Source organism: Cupriavidus sp. FW306-1B-F12B, assembly GCF_058781795.1.
In genome coordinates, this window is record NZ_JBYSXC010000002.1 from 394,904 (window position 1) to 410,837 (window position 15,934).

Annotated in this window: 16 protein-coding genes; 11 read left to right on the forward strand and 5 right to left on the reverse strand. The window is 66.0% G+C overall.

Annotation, left to right across the window (positions count from 1 at the left end; all coding sequences use genetic code 11):
* The first annotated feature begins 12 nt into the window (after positions 1-12).
* From AC3WLE_RS05105 to AC3WLE_RS05150, 10 genes are all read left to right on the forward strand, one after another.
* Complete coding sequence (locus AC3WLE_RS05105) at positions 13-645, forward strand: TorD/DmsD family molecular chaperone (protein ID WP_492318882.1); 633 nt, start codon at positions 13-15, stop codon at positions 643-645.
* 198 nt (positions 646-843) lie between these two features.
* A complete protein-coding gene (locus AC3WLE_RS05110; protein ID WP_316151187.1) occupies positions 844-1,059 on the forward strand; it encodes a formate dehydrogenase in 216 nt (71 codons plus the stop codon).
* Positions 1,060-1,131: 72 nt separating this feature from the next.
* Positions 1,132-4,164, forward strand: coding sequence for a molybdopterin-dependent oxidoreductase (locus AC3WLE_RS05115; protein WP_492351463.1), 3,033 nt, complete (start codon positions 1,132-1,134; stop codon positions 4,162-4,164).
* Positions 4,165-4,179: 15 nt separating this feature from the next.
* Entirely contained in the window at positions 4,180-4,857 is a 678-nt protein-coding gene (gene fdh3B, locus AC3WLE_RS05120) for a formate dehydrogenase FDH3 subunit beta (RefSeq protein ID WP_010813848.1), read from the forward strand.
* Positions 4,854-5,090 (forward strand): hypothetical protein, encoded by a 237-nt coding sequence (locus tag AC3WLE_RS05125; protein WP_035816587.1) that lies wholly within the window; start codon positions 4,854-4,856, stop codon positions 5,088-5,090. The genes fdh3B and AC3WLE_RS05125 overlap by 4 nt, the downstream gene beginning before the upstream one ends.
* Positions 5,091-5,154: 64 nt before the next feature.
* Entirely contained in the window at positions 5,155-6,363 is a 1,209-nt protein-coding gene (locus tag AC3WLE_RS05130; protein ID WP_492318880.1) for a formate dehydrogenase subunit gamma, read from the forward strand.
* 33 nt (positions 6,364-6,396) lie between these two features.
* Positions 6,397-6,786, forward strand: a complete 390-nt coding sequence (locus AC3WLE_RS05135) for a hypothetical protein (RefSeq protein WP_492351461.1) — start codon at positions 6,397-6,399, stop codon at positions 6,784-6,786.
* Positions 6,787-6,849: 63 nt separating this feature from the next.
* Complete coding sequence (locus AC3WLE_RS05140; RefSeq protein WP_010813844.1) at positions 6,850-7,680, forward strand: formate dehydrogenase accessory sulfurtransferase FdhD; 831 nt, start codon at positions 6,850-6,852, stop codon at positions 7,678-7,680.
* Between the two features lie 96 nt (positions 7,681-7,776).
* Positions 7,777-8,343: a dCTP deaminase gene (gene dcd, locus AC3WLE_RS05145; protein WP_010813843.1), complete on the forward strand. Its 567-nt coding sequence runs from the start codon at positions 7,777-7,779 to the stop codon at positions 8,341-8,343.
* Between the two features lie 150 nt (positions 8,344-8,493).
* On the forward strand, positions 8,494-10,767 hold the full coding sequence (locus tag AC3WLE_RS05150) for an arginine/lysine/ornithine decarboxylase (protein ID WP_010813842.1): 2,274 nt from the start codon (positions 8,494-8,496) through the stop codon (positions 10,765-10,767).
* A gap of 68 nt (positions 10,768-10,835) precedes the next feature.
* On the opposite strand, the gene AC3WLE_RS05155 is transcribed toward AC3WLE_RS05150, so the two are convergent.
* The 3 genes from AC3WLE_RS05155 to AC3WLE_RS05165 all read right to left on the reverse strand — a co-directional run bounded on the left by AC3WLE_RS05155 (position 10,836) and on the right by AC3WLE_RS05165 (position 12,434).
* Positions 10,836-11,252 carry a type II toxin-antitoxin system VapC family toxin gene (locus AC3WLE_RS05155; protein WP_037023550.1) on the reverse strand — a complete coding sequence of 139 codons (417 nt, stop codon included), beginning with the start codon at positions 11,250-11,252 and terminating at the stop codon, positions 10,836-10,838.
* Complete coding sequence (locus AC3WLE_RS05160) at positions 11,239-11,475, reverse strand: FitA-like ribbon-helix-helix domain-containing protein (RefSeq protein ID WP_010813840.1); 237 nt, start codon at positions 11,473-11,475, stop codon at positions 11,239-11,241. The genes AC3WLE_RS05155 and AC3WLE_RS05160 overlap by 14 nt, the downstream gene beginning before the upstream one ends.
* 260 nt (positions 11,476-11,735) lie before the next feature.
* Positions 11,736-12,434, reverse strand: coding sequence for a glutathione S-transferase family protein (locus tag AC3WLE_RS05165; RefSeq protein ID WP_492318878.1), 699 nt, complete (start codon positions 12,432-12,434; stop codon positions 11,736-11,738).
* 121 nt (positions 12,435-12,555) lie between these two features.
* Between AC3WLE_RS05165 and AC3WLE_RS05170 the strand changes: the two genes are divergently transcribed.
* On the forward strand, positions 12,556-13,470 hold the full coding sequence (locus AC3WLE_RS05170) for a LysR substrate-binding domain-containing protein (protein ID WP_492318877.1): 915 nt from the start codon (positions 12,556-12,558) through the stop codon (positions 13,468-13,470).
* A 43-nt stretch (positions 13,471-13,513) separates the two neighbouring features.
* Here the strand turns inward: AC3WLE_RS05170 and AC3WLE_RS05175 are convergent, their stop codons facing one another.
* Together AC3WLE_RS05175 and AC3WLE_RS05180 are read right to left on the reverse strand one after the other, a co-directional pair.
* Positions 13,514-15,247, reverse strand: a complete 1,734-nt coding sequence (locus AC3WLE_RS05175) for a TRAP transporter large permease (protein ID WP_492318876.1) — start codon at positions 15,245-15,247, stop codon at positions 13,514-13,516.
* Complete coding sequence (locus tag AC3WLE_RS05180) at positions 15,244-15,786, reverse strand: TRAP transporter small permease subunit (RefSeq protein WP_454751231.1); 543 nt, start codon at positions 15,784-15,786, stop codon at positions 15,244-15,246. Before AC3WLE_RS05180 ends, AC3WLE_RS05175 begins: the two co-directional genes overlap by 4 nt.
* Between the last annotated feature and the right edge of the window lie 148 nt (positions 15,787-15,934).

The following is a 15,934-nucleotide window of genomic DNA, read 5'->3' on the forward strand; positions in this document are numbered from 1 at the left end:
AATCATCACGACATGACAGATTTCCAGCCGATCCAGCTCACCGCCGCGCCGCCGGCCGACGATGCCGAAGACACCGCCCGCGCCGACCTCTACGGCCTGCTCGCCACGCTGTTCTACCACGCGCCCGACGCCGCGCTGCTGCACCACATCGCCGCCAACCGCGCCGTGGGCGATGACGCGAACACCGTGCTGGGCAAGGCGTGGAATGCGTTGTGCGATGCAGCATCGGAGACCACCGCGGCCGAGGCCGAGGAGGAGTACCGGCTGCTGTTCGTGGGCGTGGGCCGGCAGGATGTGTTCCTGTACGGCTCCTTCTACATGACCGGCTTCCTGAACGAGCGCCCGCTGGTGGCGCTACGCGAAGACCTCGCCCGCTACGGCCTGGAGCGTCATGAAGATGTCAGCGAGACCGAGGACCATATCGCCACGCTGTGCGAGGTGATGCGCTTCCTGGTGGCGGGCGACGACCTGGCGGTGTCCAACCTGGGCGAGCAGCAGCGCTTCTATGCGCAGCACCTGCAGCCCTGGGTGGAGCGATTGTGCGATGCAGTGACGGCGCACCCGCAGGCGCGTTTCTATCGCGGCGTGGCCGGCTTGCTGGGCGCGTTTGCCGGCGTTGAGGCGGTGGCGCTCGAGATGCATTGAGCGCGGGCATTGAATATCGGCACGCTTGCGGGCTTCTTTAGCGCCGCGAGGCCAAGGCAGCCGCTTACACGAAAATGAGTTGGAAAGTAGGGAAAAACCCGCGCATATCATGGTCTTTCCTGCTAGTTGAATCTAGAATATGCATAACAACGCATAACGGCTAAATCCATCGGGCTTTGTCAGCCGAGGAGCCCCCACATGACAGAGAAGCAAACCAGGGTCGCGCGCCGCACGTTTCTCGCGGGCGCTGGAGTTGTGGCTGCCGCTACGGGCGCGGCAGCGCTGACCGCGCGCGGTCCGGCCATGCCGGGCCAGGCCACCGCTCTGCCGGAACCCACCGATCCTCCGTCGGACAGCAAGGGTTACCGGGTCTCTGACCACATCCGCAAGTACTACCGGACCACGCTGGTGTAGCTGCCTAGGGCGGTGTGGTCTGCCGCGCCGCCTGCAACCGGACGCAACCGGCGTCCGCATCTGAGGTGAGACATGATCTTGACCCGCAAACGCGCGGCGCAGGGCGCATCCGCCCGCCTCGCTGACGGCCTGGCCAACCGGCCTGAACCTGCCGGCGCAGCCTCCGGCCGACTCTCGCAACGGCTCGCGGCCAGCCTGGCCGGCGCAATGCCGACCATGGACCGCCGCAGCTTCCTCAAGCGCTCTGGCATCGGCGTCGGTGCCGGGCTGGCGGCCTCGCAGCTGACGCTGATCCGCAAGGCGGACGCTGCCGACGACAAGAAGGCGGCCGCCGACGGCAAGACCGGCATCGTGGTCAGGCGCACCGTGTGCGGCCACTGCTCGGTCGGCTGCGCGGTCGACGCGGTGGTGCAGAACGGCGTGTGGATCCGCCAGGAGCCCGTGTTCGATTCGCCCATCAACCTGGGCGCGCACTGCGCCAAGGGTGCGGCGCTGCGCGAGCACGGCCATGGCGAATACCGCCTCAAGTACCCGATGAAGCTGGTCAACGGCAAGTACCAGCGCATCAGCTGGGACCAGGCGCTGGACGAGATCACCGCCAAGATGAAGGAGATCCGCCAGCAGACCGGCCCGGACTCGATGTTCTTCGTCGGCTCGTCCAAGCACAGCAACGAGCAGTCCTACCTGCTGCGCAAGTGGGTGTCGTTCTTCGGCACCAACAACACCGATCACCAGGCGCGCATCTGCCACTCCACCACCGTGGCGGGTGTGGCCAACACGTGGGGCTATGGTGCGATGACCAACTCGTACAACGATATGCAGAACTCGAAGGCAGCTCTGTATATCGGCTCCAACGCGGCCGAGGCGCACCCGGTGTCGATGCTGCACCTGCTGCACGCCAAGGAGAACGGCTGCAAGGTGATCGTGGTCGACCCGCGCTACACGCGCACCGCGGCCAAGGCCCAGCATTATGTGCGCATCCGCTCGGGCACCGACATCGCGTTCCTGTTCGGCATGCTGTACCACATCTTCCAGAACGGCTGGGAAGACCAGAAGTACCTGAACGACCGGGTCTATGGCATGGACAAGGTCAAGGAAGAGGTGCTGGCCAAGTGGACCCCCGACAAGGTCGAGGAAGTCTGCGGCGTGCCCGAGGCGCAGGTGAAGATGGTCGCCGAGATCATGGCCAAGAACCGCCCCAGCACGCTGGTGTGGTGCATGGGCCAGACCCAGCACACCATCGGCAACGCGATCGTGCGGGCCTCGTGCATCGTGCAGCTGGCGCTGGGCAATATCGGCGTGTCGGGCGGCGGCGCCAACATCTTCCGCGGCCATGACAACGTGCAGGGCGCCACCGACGTGGGCCCCAACCCGGACTCGCTGCCGGGCTACTACGGCCTGGCCACCGGCGCGTGGAAGCACTACGCCGCGGTGTGGGGCGTGGACTACGAATGGATCAAGAAGCAGTTCGTGTCGCAGGCGATGATGGAGAAGTCCGGCACCACGGTGTCGCGCTGGATCGATATCGTCACCGAGAAGAATGAGCTGATCGACCAGGACAACAATGTGCGCGGCGTGTTCTTCTGGGGCCATGCCCCGAACTCGCAGACGCGCGGCCTGGAGATGAAGAAGGCGCTGGACAAGCTCGACCTGCTGGTGGTGGTCGACCCCTATCCGTCGGCGACCGCGGCCATGGCCAACATGCCGCCGGCCGAGGGCGACAAGGTCAACCCGAACCGCGCGGTCTACCTGCTGCCGGCCTGCACGCAGTTCGAGACCTCGGGCACGTGCACCGCGTCGAACCGCTCGCTGCAATGGCGCGAGAAGGTCATCGAGCCGCTGTTCGAGTCGATGCCCGACCATACGCTGATGCAGGCGTTTGCCGACCGGCTCGGCTTCGGCAAGGAGCTGTCGAAGAACATGAAGCTGATCGAGGTCAAGCGCGCCGGCCGTACCTGGATGGAGCCTGAGCCGGAATCGATCCTGCGCGAGATCAACGCCAGCAACTGGACCATCGGCTACACCGGCCAGTCGCCGGAGCGGTTGAAGGCGCATATGCGCAATATGCAGATGTTCGACGTCAAGACGCTGCGCTGCAAGGCGGGCAAGGACCCGGTCACCGGCTACGACCTGAGCGGCGACTACTTCGGCCTGCCGTGGCCGTGCTACGGCACGCCGGAACTGAAGCACCCGGGCTCGCCCAACCTGTACGACACCAGCAAGCACGTGATGGACGGCGGCGGCAACTTCCGCGCCAACTTCGGCGTGGAGCGCGACGGCGTCAACCTGCTGGCCGAGGACGGCTCTTGCTCGCTGGGCGCGGAGATCACCACCGGCTATCCGGAGTTCGACCATGTGCTGCTGAAGAAGCTGGGCTGGTGGGACGACCTGACCGATGCCGAGAAGGCCAAGGCCGAAGGCAAGAACTGGAAGACCGACCTGTCGGGCGGCATCCAGCGCGTGGTGATGAAGAACCATGGCTGCCATCCGTTCGGCAACGCCAAGGCGCGCGCGGTGGTATGGAACTTCCCCGACGCGATCCCGCAGCATCGCGAGCCGCTGTACTCCACGCGCCCGGACATGGTCGCCAAGTACCCGACCCACGACGACAAGATGGCGTTCTGGCGGCTGCCGACGCTGTACAAGTCGGTGCAGCAGCGCAATATCGAGAACAAGGTCTATGAGAAGTTCCCGATCATCCTGACCTCCGGGCGGCTGGTCGAGTACGAGGGCGGTGGCGAGGAAACCCGCTCCAACCCGTGGCTGGCCGAACTGCAGCAGGAGAACTTCGTCGAGATCAACCCGCGCGCGGCGTCCGACCGCGGCATCCGCAATGGTGACTTCTGCTGGGTGAAGACGCCCACCGGGGCCCGCATCAAGGTGCGCGCGCTGGTGACCGAGCGGGTTGGGCCCGATACCGCGTTCATCCCGTTCCATTTCTCGGGCTGGTGGCAGGGCAAGGACCTGAAGGACTACTACCCCGCGGGCGCGATGCCGGTGGTGCGGGGCGAGGCGGTCAACACGGCCACCACCTACGGCTATGACTCGGTGACGATGATGCAGGAAACCAAGACCACCGTTTGCCAGATCGAGCGGTTTGCCTAAGCGCAGAGGGACACCATGGCACGCATGAAATTTATCTGTGACGCCGAGCGCTGCATCGAGTGCAACAGCTGCGTCACTGCCTGCAAGAACGAGCACGAGGTGCCCTGGGGCGTGAACCGGCGCCGCGTGGTCACCGTCAACGACGGCATGGTCGGCGCCGAGAAATCGATCTCGGTGGCCTGCATGCACTGTTCGGACGCGCCCTGCATGGCGGTCTGCCCGGTCGACTGCTTCTACCGCACCGAGGACGGCGTGGTGCTGCACGACAAGGACGTCTGCATCGGCTGCGGCTACTGCTCCTACGCCTGCCCGTTCGGCGCGCCGCAGTTCCCGTCGACCGGCACCTTCGGCGTGCGCGGCAAGATGGACAAGTGCACCTTCTGCGCTGGCGGCCCGGAAAAGAACGGCTCGGAAGCTGAGTTCGAGAAATACGGCCGCAACCGCCTGGCCGAAGGCAAGCTGCCGCTGTGCGCCGAGATGTGCTCGACCAAGGCGCTGCTGGGCGGCGACGGCGATGTGATTGCCGACATCCTGCGCAACCGCGTGATCAAGCGCGGCACCGGCGGCGACGTGTTCGGCTGGGGCACGGCCTACGGCACCGCCAAGGGCGGCGCGGCCCAGCCGGCCCAACCGGCACAGCCGGCGCCCGCCGCACCGGCCGCACCCGCGGCCCCGGGAGGGCAAGCGTCATGAACCGCGTCCGCGTTGTTGCATTGCTGTCGCTGTGCGGCGTGCTGCTGGCAGCTTGCGGCGAGAAGCCGCAGACCATCGGCCCGTCGCACCGCAAGGCTGACGCCCAGGCCTTCCAGGGCGCCCCGGACGATCCGTTCGTGGCCAAGGGCTGGAAGCAGGGCGACAAGACCAGCTGGGACAACCAGATTCGGCAGCGCAACCAGTTGCAGAACGAGTACAACCGCACGCAATGAAGGCGCTGCAGCTGGGCCGCCCCGGCAGCCGGGCGCCGGCCCTCGACGATCCGAAGGAGTGCACATGACGCCGTCGCAGAATGCATGCCGCGCAGGCTGGCGGCGCTGGCTCAGCGCCGGCGCGCTGGCGCTGGCGGCCTTTGCCGGCACCGCCGCCGCACAGGCGCCGGCCTCGGCACCGCCGGCACCGGCCGCCGCGCAGGCCAATGCCGACACCAACAACCCGGCCACGCACCCGGTCCAGCCGCTGGCCGGCATCGCATCCGAGAATATCTTCAACATACCGCGCCGCGATATCGCCGCCGAGGCCCAGTCGCAGCAGCAGCGCACCGTCACGCAGCCCGGCAACAATGCGCCGGTCTGGCGCGAGGTCAATTCCGACCAGCGCCACTACAGCAGCCTGCCCGACAAGGAAGCGGGCGTGCTGATCCAGCGCACCGGGCAGCAATGGCGCCTGTTCCGCAACGGCGTCATCACCGTCTGGGGCGGCTGGCTGCTGCTGGTGGTGCCGCTTGCCATCCTGGGCTTCTTCCTCTGGCGCGGCACCATCCCGCTGCGCACGCCGCGCACCGGCCGCATGATCGAGCGCTTCACGCCGCTTGAGCGCATCGTCCACTGGACCATGGCGATCTCGTTCGTGGTGCTGGCGGTGTCGGGCATCGTGCTGCTGCTGGGCAAGCATTTCCTGCTGCCGCTGATGGGCCACATGCTGTTCGGCTGGCTGACCTACGTGCTGAAGAACCTGCACAACGTGATCGGCCCGATCTTCACGCTGTCGGTGATCGTGGCCTTCGTGGTGTTCGTGCGCGACAACCTGCCCAACCGCGACGATATGCGCTGGGTCACCAGCCTTGGCGGCCTGGCATCCGGCAAGCATGTGCCGAGCGGGCGCTTCAATGCCGGCGAGAAGATGTGGTTCTGGATCGGCGTGTTCGTGTTCGGGCTGGTGCTGTCGGCATCGGGCTGGGTGCTGGACATGATCGTGCCGGGCATGGACTACTACCGCGCGACCATGCAGATCGCCAACGTGATCCATGGGATCTCGGCCGTGCTGATGATCGCGATGGCGTGCGGCCATATCTACATGGGCACGGTCGGCATGGAAGGCGCCTACCGCGCCATGCGCGACGGCTGGGTGGACGAGGCCTGGGCCAGGGAGCACCACGAGCACTGGTACGACGACATCAAGTCCGGCAAGATCCCGGCCCAGCGATCGGCCAGCCCGGAAGCCGCCGCGGGGCGCAGCACCCGGCATACCCCTGGCGAAGCCTGAGGCCGGCGCCAACCAGACCATGCGGAACCCACGATGACGAAGACACGCACCCTGACGCTGGTTGCCCTGTGCGCGGGCGCCACCCTTGCCACCGGCGCGCTGGCCAAGCTGCCGCCGCCGACCGAGGCCCAGCAGGCCAAGGCCGCCGAGACCAAGGCGCGCGCCGCTTGGGCCGACAAGGTCGCCGCCTACCAGTTGTGCCGCGCGCAGGACAAGACCGCGGCGCGTTACTTCGCCGAGCGCAAGGCCCACGGCCAGGAAGCCCGCGCGCCGTCGCAAGCCGCCGCGTGTGCCGATCCGGGCCCGTTTGTGGCGCCGACCGCCGCTGCGCCTGCCGCCCCGGCGCCAGCCGTGGCCAGCACCGCGGCCGATGCCAAACCAGCCGCGGCCGGCGCGGTACAATCTCCTGCAAAGGCGCCGTAACCACAGCCCCATGCACGCCGCGCGCGGCGCGGGGCCCTCACCAGCAGCCCCGAGCCCCTCGTCATGACCCTGCGTCCCGAGCTTACCCAGGCAGCCGTTCCCCTGATCGAAGAGGTTGAAGTCGTCGACGAGCAGGGCCGCGTGCGCGCGGCCTACCTGCCGGGCGAGCGTCCGCTGACGGTCTACCTCGACAAGCGCGAGCTGGTCACGCTGATGACCCTGGGCGGCGCGCCCGAGCACCTGGTGCTGGGCTACCTGCGCAACCAGCGGCTGGTGGAATCGATCGAAGACATCGCCGCGGTGCAGGTCGACTGGGAAACCGAGTCCGCCGCCGTGACCACGCGCAATGGCGTGGACCGCATCGAGGAACGCACCGCGCGCCGCGTGGTGACCACCGGCTGCGGGCAAGGCACCGTGTTCGGCTCGCTGCTCGATGAGGTCGACAACATCCGCCTGCCGGTTGGCGCCACGCTGGACCAGGACACCCTGTACGGCATCATCGACACCATCCGGCTGCAGCAGTCGGTCTACAAGCAGGCTGGCTCGGTGCACGGCTGCGCGCTGTTCCAGGGCACCGAGCTGCTGATGTTCATCGAGGACGTGGGCCGCCACAACGCCGTGGACGCCATCGCCGGGCGCATGTGGCTGGAAGGCATGACGGGCAGCGACAAGATCTTCTACACCACCGGGCGCCTGACTTCCGAGATGGTGATCAAGGGCGCGCAGATGGGCATCCCGTTCCTGCTGTCGCGCTCGGGCGTGACGCAGATGGGCTACCAGATGGCCCGGCGCGTCAACCTGACGCTATTTGCGCGCTGCACCGGCAAGCACTTCCTGCTCTACACCGGGCGCGAGCGCTTCCGCCACCGGCTGCCTGAAGACGCAGTGGCGTAAGCGGCACTTGGTTGTTTGCGTTTGCTTAAAGGGGTGGGCGCGATTGGTTGTACAATGCGGCGCACTCCGAGCCAGTGTGTTTACCCTCCCAACCTTATGAGCATCAAATCCGACAAGTGGATCCGCCGCATGGCGGAGCAGCACGGCATGATCGAGCCGTTCGCGCCAGGCCAGGTCCGGGAGCAGGACGGGCGCAAGATCGTTTCGTACGGCACCTCGAGCTACGGCTACGACATCCGCTGCGCCGACGAATTCAAGATCTTCACCAATATCAACAGCACCATCGTCGATCCGAAGAATTTCGACGAGAAGTCGTTCGTGGATTTCAAGGGCGATGTCTGTATCATCCCGCCCAATTCGTTCGCGCTGGCGCGCACGATGGAATACTTCCGGATCCCGCGCAGCGTGCTGACCATCTGCCTGGGCAAGAGCACCTACGCCCGCTGCGGCATCATCGTCAATGTGACGCCGTTCGAGCCGGAGTGGGAAGGCTATGTGACGCTGGAGTTTTCCAACACCACGCCACTGCCCGCCAAGATCTACGCCGGCGAGGGTTGCGCCCAGGTGCTGTTCTTCGAAAGCGACGAAGTCTGCGAGACCTCGTACCGCGACCGCGGCGGCAAGTACCAGGGCCAGCACGGTGTCACACTGCCGAAGACCTGAGCGCATTACAATGCCGGCGTTTGCCGGAAGGCTGGCCCCGAGAATGGCCGCCACACCTGACGTCAGAGCCACATGTCGCCGCAGCGGGGAACCTCCCGCCGGCCATGTGGCTCAAGTCCTTTATGTCCTGCTTTCCATCAAGGATGCCCGATGAAATTCCGTTTCCCCGTCATCATCATTGACGAAGACTTTCGCTCCGAGAACATCTCCGGCTCGGGCATCCGCGCGCTGGCCGAGGCGATCGAGAAAGAGGGCATGGAGGTCATGGGCCTGACCAGCTACGGCGACCTGACGTCGTTTGCGCAGCAGTCCAGCCGGGCATCGACCTTTATTGTCTCGATCGACGACGACGAGTTCACGCGCGACGGCGATGACCAGCTCGAGGCCGCCGCGATCGAAAAGCTGCGCGCCTTCGTTACCGAAGTGCGCCGCCGCAACTCGGACCTGCCGATCTTTCTGTACGGCGAGACCCGCACCTCGCGCCATATCCCCAACGATATCCTGCGCGAGCTGCACGGCTTCATCCACATGTTCGAGGACACGCCGGAATTCGTGGCACGCCACATCATCCGCGAAGCCAAGGTCTACCTCGACACGCTGGCGCCGCCGTTCTTCAAGGCGCTGATCGACTACGCGCAGGACAGCTCGTACTCGTGGCACTGCCCGGGGCACTCGGGCGGCGTGGCGTTCCTGAAGAGCCCGGTGGGCCAGGTGTTCCACCAGTTCTTCGGCGAGAACATGCTGCGCGCCGACGTCTGCAACGCGGTCGACGAACTGGGCCAGCTGCTGGACCACACGGGTCCGGTGGCCGCGTCGGAGCGCAATGCCGCGCGCATCTTCAACTCCGACCACATGTACTTCGTCACCAACGGCACCTCCACCTCGAACAAGATGGTGTGGCATGCCAATGTGGCGCCGGGCGACATCGTGGTGGTGGATCGCAACTGCCACAAGTCGATCCTGCACGCGATCATGATGACGGGCGCGATCCCGGTCTTCCTGATGCCCACGCGCAACCACTACGGCATCATCGGCCCGATCCCGAAGAGCGAGTTCGATCCGGAGACGATCAGGAAGAAGATCGCCAACCACCCGTTCGCCAGCAAGGCCAAGAACCAGAAGCCGCGCATCCTGACCATCACCCAGGGTACGTACGACGGCGTGCTGTACAACGCCGAGCAGATCAAGGAAATGCTGGCCGCCGAGATCGATACGCTGCACTTCGATGAGGCCTGGCTGCCGCATGCGGCCTTCCACGATTTCTATCGCAATATGCACGCGATCGGCAAGGACCGCCCGCGCAGCAAGGACGCGCTGGTGTTCGCCACGCAGTCGACGCACAAGCTGCTGGCCGGCCTGTCGCAGGCCTCGCAGATCCTGGTGCAGGATTCCGAGACGCGCAAGCTGGACCGCTACCGCTTCAACGAGGCGTACCTGATGCACACCTCGACCAGCCCGCAGTACTCGATCATCGCCTCGTGCGACGTGGCCGCGGCGATGATGGAAGCGCCGGGCGGCACCGCGCTGGTGGAAGAGAGCATCCAGGAGGCGATGGATTTCCGCCGCGCCATGCGCAAGGTCGAGGGCGACTACGACGACGGCAACAACGGCGACTGGTGGTTCAAGGTGTGGGGCCCGGACGCACTGATCGAAGACGGCATCGGCGACCGCGAAGAATGGATGCTCAAGGCCAATGAGCGCTGGCACGGCTTCGGCGACCTCGCCGACGGCTTCAACCTGCTCGACCCGATCAAGGCCACCATCATCACCCCGGGCCTGGACGTGGACGGCGAGTTCAGCGAACGCGGCATCCCGGCGGCCATCGTCACCAAGTACCTGGCCGAGCACGGCATCATCATCGAGAAGACCGGGCTGTACTCGTTCTTCATCATGTTCACCATCGGCATCACCAAGGGCCGCTGGAACTCGCTGGTGACCGAGCTGCAGCAGTTCAAGGACGACTACGACCAGAACCAGCCGCTGTGGCGCGTGCTGCCGGAATTCGTCGCCAAGCATCCGCAATACGAGCGCATGGGCCTGCGTGACCTGTGCGATGCGATCCACAGCGTGTACAAGGCCAACGACGTGGCCCGCGTGACGACGGAGATGTACCTGTCGGACATGGAGCCGGCGATGAAGCCGTCCGATGCCTGGGCCATGATGGCGCACCGCGAGATCGAGCGCGTGCCGGTCGACGACCTGGAGGGCCGCGTCACCGCCATCCTGCTGACGCCGTACCCGCCGGGCATTCCGCTGCTGATTCCGGGCGAGCGTTTCAACCGCACCATCGTGCAGTACCTGAAGTTCGCGCGCGAGTTCAACAAGCTGTTCCCTGGCTTCGAGACCGACATCCATGGCCTGGTCGAGGACGAGGTCGACGGCAAGACGGCGTACTTTGTCGACTGCGTGAAGCAGGGCGGCTGAACGCCAGTCCGCGTCCCGCTGACGTGAGCAGGGCCCCGCTATGCGGGGCCCTTTCTTTTGGGGTGAGGCTAGGTGAACGGATTCAGCAGCATCGCGCCCGTGCCGCGGAAGTCCTCAACATTGCGCGTGACAATGGTCAGGTCGTGGATCAGCGCGGTGGCGGCAATGAACTTGTCCAGCGCGTGCTCAGGCCGCGGTGCGCGCAGCTGGCCCCAGACCTGGGCGACGTCGGCATCGACCGGCAACACCAGCCGGCCAAAATCCTCCAGCACGGTTGCCAGCCATTGCTCCAGCACCTCGGCCTGCGCCGTATCGCCGCGGTGGCGGATCAGCGCTACGCCACGCTGGAGTTCGCCCACGGTCAGCGCCGACAGGTAGAGCGCGGCACCTTCCCGCGCCGCCTGCCGGAAGAACGCGCGCACGCCGGGGTTGGCGCGTTCGCGCTTGCGCGTTTCGCTGATGACGTTGGTATCAATCAAATACACGCGGCGCCTCGCCTGGATTCTGGATCCGCTCGAAGTCGGCGTCTTGCCCGACGTCCGGGATGCTGGCCAGCACCTCGGCCAGGCTGCGCCGGCGCGTGCCGCCCAGCGCCTGCGCCAGGATGGCGCGGTGCTCGGCCTCGGCGCTGCGGCCGTTGGCGACGGCCCGCTCGCGCAGGCGCTGGACCAGGGATTCATCGATGCCACGAACGAGTAGTGTTGCCATCTTGACCTCCTCACCATCGGATGGGGGAATGATAGCATTGTTATCAGTGCGGCGGTCACGTATCGAGGGCAGGCCATACATTGTGGCGGTGCCGGGCCGGTCCAAGGCTTTGGTGATTTGCATGTTGATCTCCTGGATCAAGTCGCTGAACGCAGGAGCCAGTCTGGGCGCGCCGGGGCGCCGGTCGATGAGCCGATTCGCAATCGCGCGCCCGTCTCGTTCCCGCAACGCTCCCTTTCACAATACCGCCGCACCGCGGATCAGCGCTGCGCCAGGACTTCCTCCAGCGTGACATGGCCCTGGAAGCCGCCTTGGCTTTGCGCCGGCGCCTGCCGCTCGACGGCGTGGGCGAAGCGTACCGCCGGATCGGCTTCCAGCTGGTTGTAGAGGCGCTGCAGGTTCGGATAGTCCTCGCGGTTCAGCACCGCGTGGTACTTGGTCCAGCGGGCGATGCCGATGAAATAGGCGTCGGCCACCGTGCGGTGCTCGCCAAGCAGCCACCGCCGGTCGCCCAGCATGGCTTCAAGCTCGGCATGCACGTTGCGGACTTCCGCCGCGCCATAGCGGGTCAGGGCCTCGAGTTCGGCCCCTTGCACGCCATGCTCCAGCGCGTACCAGAGCGGCGCGAAGGCGCTGAAAAAGCTGGTGTTGAGGTAGCCCAGCATCTGGTTGAGCCGGTCGAAATCCCGCGTGTCCTGCGCAAAGCCGAGCTTGCGGGCGATGCCGCGCGCGCCGATGTGGTTCATGATCGCCTGGCTTTCGCTGAGGAAGTTGCCTTGCGCGTCCATCAGCGTGGGCGTTTCACCAATCGGGTTGATGCGGCGGTAGGCGTCGCTGGTCACGATTTCCGGCATCTCGATGCGGCTCAGGCGATACGGTTCGCCCAGCCATTCAAGCGCGACGATCGAACCGAACGAGCAGCCAGAGGGGACGCCATAGAAGAGGGTGGTGGTAGGCATGGGCTCCTGGTTTGGGTAGCGCCCGCCGATCGGGCATAGCGGAACTGTAGATGTGTGGACTTTGCGCGAGTAGTGGGCAAAAATCCGACCTATCGTCTACATGTGTAGACTTTGCGCCGTCATGCTGAACCTGAACGACCTGCGCTTCTTTGTCATGGCCGTGGCCAATGGCGGCTTTGCCGCCGCCGGGCGCGCGCTGGGCGTGCCCAAATCCACCGTCAGCAAGCGCGTGGCCGAACTGGAGCAGGCGCTGCAGGCGCGGCTGCTCTACCGGAGTTCACGCAGCTTTACGCTGACCGATGCCGGCCGGGATTTCTACGAGCATGCGCGCGCGGCACTGATCGAGGCCGAGGCGGCGCAGGAGGCTGTGCAGCGGCGCGTGGCCGAACCCAGCGGCACGGTGCGCATCACGGCGTCGGTGCCTACCGCGCAGCAGTATCTGGCCATGCACCTGCCCGCGCTGGCCCGTGCCTATCCGCGCCTGCACGTGCAACTGGAGGTGTCCGACCGGAGGGTCGACCTGGTGCAGGAGGGCTTCGACATTGCCGTACGCAGCCATTTCGCGCCGCTGCCGGACTCGGGCCTGGTGCAGCGCCAGCTTGCAGTGGACGAGATCGTGCTGGTGGCGTCGCCCACCTACCTGTCGGGCCGCGGCACGCCGCAAGCGCCCGCGCAGCTGTCCGACCATGATGGGCTGCTGACCGGGGCCGCCGCCGGCACCTGGCGCCTGCGCGGGCCGGCCGGCACGGGTGCGGAAGTCACGCCGGTGCCCCGCATGACCGTGAACGAATCCGCCGTGCTGCTCGGTGCCGCCGTGGCGGGGCTGGGTATCGTGCCGCTGCCGCAGGAACTTTGCCGCGCGGCGCTGGCGGCCGGCGAACTGGTGCGCGTGCTGCCGGACTGGACCGCGGGCAGCGTGACCACCACGCTGCTGATGCCGGCGCGGCGCGGGCAGTTGCCCGGCGTGCGCGCGACGGTGGATTTCCTGGTGCAATGCCTGGCGCCGGCCGGCGCCGGGGCGGACGCGCGCCCATGAAAAAGCCCCGCATTGCTGCGGGGCCCTGGGTCTGCCATCCGGGTCAGTTCTTCTTTTCGAACTCGAACTGCGGTGTCGCGGGCTCAGGCGCCGGTGCCGCGCCTGGCAGTTCCAGCGAACCCGGCGGGGCGGCCGGTCCTGGCGCCGACGCCGGTTTCTCCGGCTCTGCGCCAAGCGGGATACTGACCTCCGCCGCGTTGCTGTGCTTGAGCGAACCCTTGTCCAGCAGCCCTGTCACCATGCCCGGCCAGAACATCACCAGCAGCACCATCGCCATCTGCAGCCCGACCCAGGGCAGGGCACCCCAGTAGATGTCGGAGCTCTTCACTTCCTTCGGCGCGATGCCACGCAGGTAGAACAGCGCGAAGCCGAACGGCGGGTGCATGAACGAGGTCTGCATGTTCACGCACAGCATCACGCCGAACCACACCAGTGCCGCCGTCGCCGCGGCTTCCGGGTTGCCGCCCATGGAGTCGGCCACCACCGGTGCCAACACCTTGACCGCCACCGGCGCCAGCATCGGCACCACGATGAAGGCGATTTCGAAGAAGTCCAGGAAGAAGGCCAGGAAGAAGATAAACAGGTTCACCACGATCAGGAAGCCGATCCAGCCGCCTGGCAGCGAGGTGAACAGATGCTCCACCCAGGCGCCGCCGTCCACACCCTGGAACACCACCGAGAAGCAGGTGGAGCCGATCAGGATGAACACCACCATCGCGGTGATGCGCGCGGTCGACTGGTAGGCATCGACGATCAGCAGGCGCAGCTCGGTCATCTGGCCGGCGCGCAGCAGCAGCCAGAGGATGACCAGGTACACCACCGCCAGCGGGATGCGGAACACGTGCGAGCCGAAGGCGAAGAAGCCCACCGCCGCGGCCACCAGCGTGGCGGCGATGCCGACGCGGTAGATCTGGCGGTCGATCCGGGTAAAGGCCTTGTCGCGGATCACTGCCAGCACCAGCGCGCCGACCGCACCCATGGCGCCGGATTCCGTCGGCGTGGCAATGCCCAGCATGATGGTGCCCAGCACCAGGAAGATCAGCACTGCGCAGGGGATAATGCCGCGCAGGCATTTGCGCCACAGCGGCCAGCCGCGCAGCGTGCGCGCTTCGGCGGGAACCGGCGGCAGCCAGTCGGGCTTGAAGCGCGTCAGGAAGAAGGTGTAGAGCGCAAACAGCGCGATCTGGATCACCGACGGGCCCCAGGCGCCCAGGTACATGCTGCCCACGTCGGCGCTGCCCATCGGGGTCTTGAGCTGGTCTGCCAGCACCACCAGCACCAGCGACGGCGGCACCAGCTGCGTGATGGTGCCCGATGCGGCCAGCACGCCGGTGGCGTACTTCATGTTGTAGCGGTAGCGCATCATCACCGGCAGCGAGATCATCGCCATGGCGATCACCTGTGCGGCCACCGTGCCGGTGATCGCACCCAGGATAAAGCCGACCAGGATCACCGAGTAGCCCAGGCCGCCGCGCACCGGGCCGAACAGCTGGCCCATGGAGTCCAGCATGTCCTCGGCCAGCCCGCATTTCTCCAGGATGGCGCCCATGAAAGTGAAGAACGGGATCGCCAGCAGCAGCTCGTTGGCCAGCACGCTGCCGAACACGCGGCTCGGCACGGCCTGCAGGAAGCTGGCCGGGAAGTAACCCCATTCGATTGCCAGGAAGCCGAAGGCCAGGCCCACCGCCGACAGCGAGAACGCGACCGGGAAGCCGATCAGCATGAACAGCACCAGGCCGCCGAACATCATCGGCGGCATATATTCCAACGGAATCATTGAACCGGCCTCTCGTACTTGGATTCGATGCGCACCAGGCCCTTGAGGGCGGCGAAGCGCTTGATCAGTTCGGACACGCCCTGCAGCGTCAGCAGGGCAAAGCCGATGGGCACCACCAGCTTGATCGGGTAACGCGGCAGGCCGCCGGAATTGCCCGATTGCTCGAGGATGCGCCACGAGGGCAGAAACAGCGATTCCCACGACAGCCAGGTGAACAGCACGCACGAGGGCAGCAGGAATACGACGATGCCGAAGATGTCGATCCAGTGCTGCGCGCGTTCCGACACGTTGCCGTAGATCAGGTCTACGCGCACGTGCTCATTGCGCTGGAAGGTGTAGGAGGCGCCGAACATCACGGCAATGGCAAACATGTACCACTGCAGTTCGAGTGGCCAGTTGTCGCTCAAGTTGAAGCCATAGCGCAGAAGGGCGTTGCCTGCGCTGATCAGGCACGACAGCAGGATCATGATGTTTGCAAGCCTGCCAGTGTGCTGATTCAACCTGTCGATCTGTCGTGACAGACCAAGCAAGTAATACATGGGTTGTCTCCCCGGTTTTTGCGGCGCCTAGTTTATCTGTAACAAAATTCGCAGGCGCTAGGGGCTACTACCTACGGGGGCGACGAGATTGCGCCAGAATGGGGAATGCCAACAAAAAAAGCCACCGGGCTCGCGCCGCGGTGGCTTC

Bases quoted from the DNA above. Each gene is read 5' to 3' on its own strand.
- AC3WLE_RS05105 (WP_492318882.1), top strand. From the start codon at position 13: ATGACAGATTTCCAGCCGATCCAGCTCACCGCCGCGCCGCCGGCCGAC.
- AC3WLE_RS05110 (WP_316151187.1), top strand. From the start codon at position 844: ATGACAGAGAAGCAAACCAGGGTCGCGCGCCGCACGTTTCTCGCGGGC.
- AC3WLE_RS05115 (WP_492351463.1), top strand. From the start codon at position 1,132: ATGATCTTGACCCGCAAACGCGCGGCGCAGGGCGCATCCGCCCGCCTC.
- fdh3B (WP_010813848.1), top strand. From the start codon at position 4,180: ATGGCACGCATGAAATTTATCTGTGACGCCGAGCGCTGCATCGAGTGC.
- AC3WLE_RS05125 (WP_035816587.1), top strand. From the start codon at position 4,854: ATGAACCGCGTCCGCGTTGTTGCATTGCTGTCGCTGTGCGGCGTGCTG.
- AC3WLE_RS05130 (WP_492318880.1), top strand. From the start codon at position 5,155: ATGACGCCGTCGCAGAATGCATGCCGCGCAGGCTGGCGGCGCTGGCTC.
- AC3WLE_RS05135 (WP_492351461.1), top strand. From the start codon at position 6,397: ATGACGAAGACACGCACCCTGACGCTGGTTGCCCTGTGCGCGGGCGCC.
- AC3WLE_RS05140 (WP_010813844.1), top strand. From the start codon at position 6,850: ATGACCCTGCGTCCCGAGCTTACCCAGGCAGCCGTTCCCCTGATCGAA.
- dcd (WP_010813843.1), top strand. From the start codon at position 7,777: ATGAGCATCAAATCCGACAAGTGGATCCGCCGCATGGCGGAGCAGCAC.
- AC3WLE_RS05150 (WP_010813842.1), top strand. From the start codon at position 8,494: ATGAAATTCCGTTTCCCCGTCATCATCATTGACGAAGACTTTCGCTCC.
- AC3WLE_RS05160 (WP_010813840.1), bottom strand. From the start codon at position 11,475: ATGGCAACACTACTCGTTCGTGGCATCGATGAATCCCTGGTCCAGCGC.
- AC3WLE_RS05165 (WP_492318878.1), bottom strand. From the start codon at position 12,434: ATGCCTACCACCACCCTCTTCTATGGCGTCCCCTCTGGCTGCTCGTTC.
- AC3WLE_RS05170 (WP_492318877.1), top strand. From the start codon at position 12,556: ATGCTGAACCTGAACGACCTGCGCTTCTTTGTCATGGCCGTGGCCAAT.
- AC3WLE_RS05175 (WP_492318876.1), bottom strand. From the start codon at position 15,247: ATGATTCCGTTGGAATATATGCCGCCGATGATGTTCGGCGGCCTGGTG.
- AC3WLE_RS05180 (WP_454751231.1), bottom strand. From the start codon at position 15,786: ATGTATTACTTGCTTGGTCTGTCACGACAGATCGACAGGTTGAATCAG.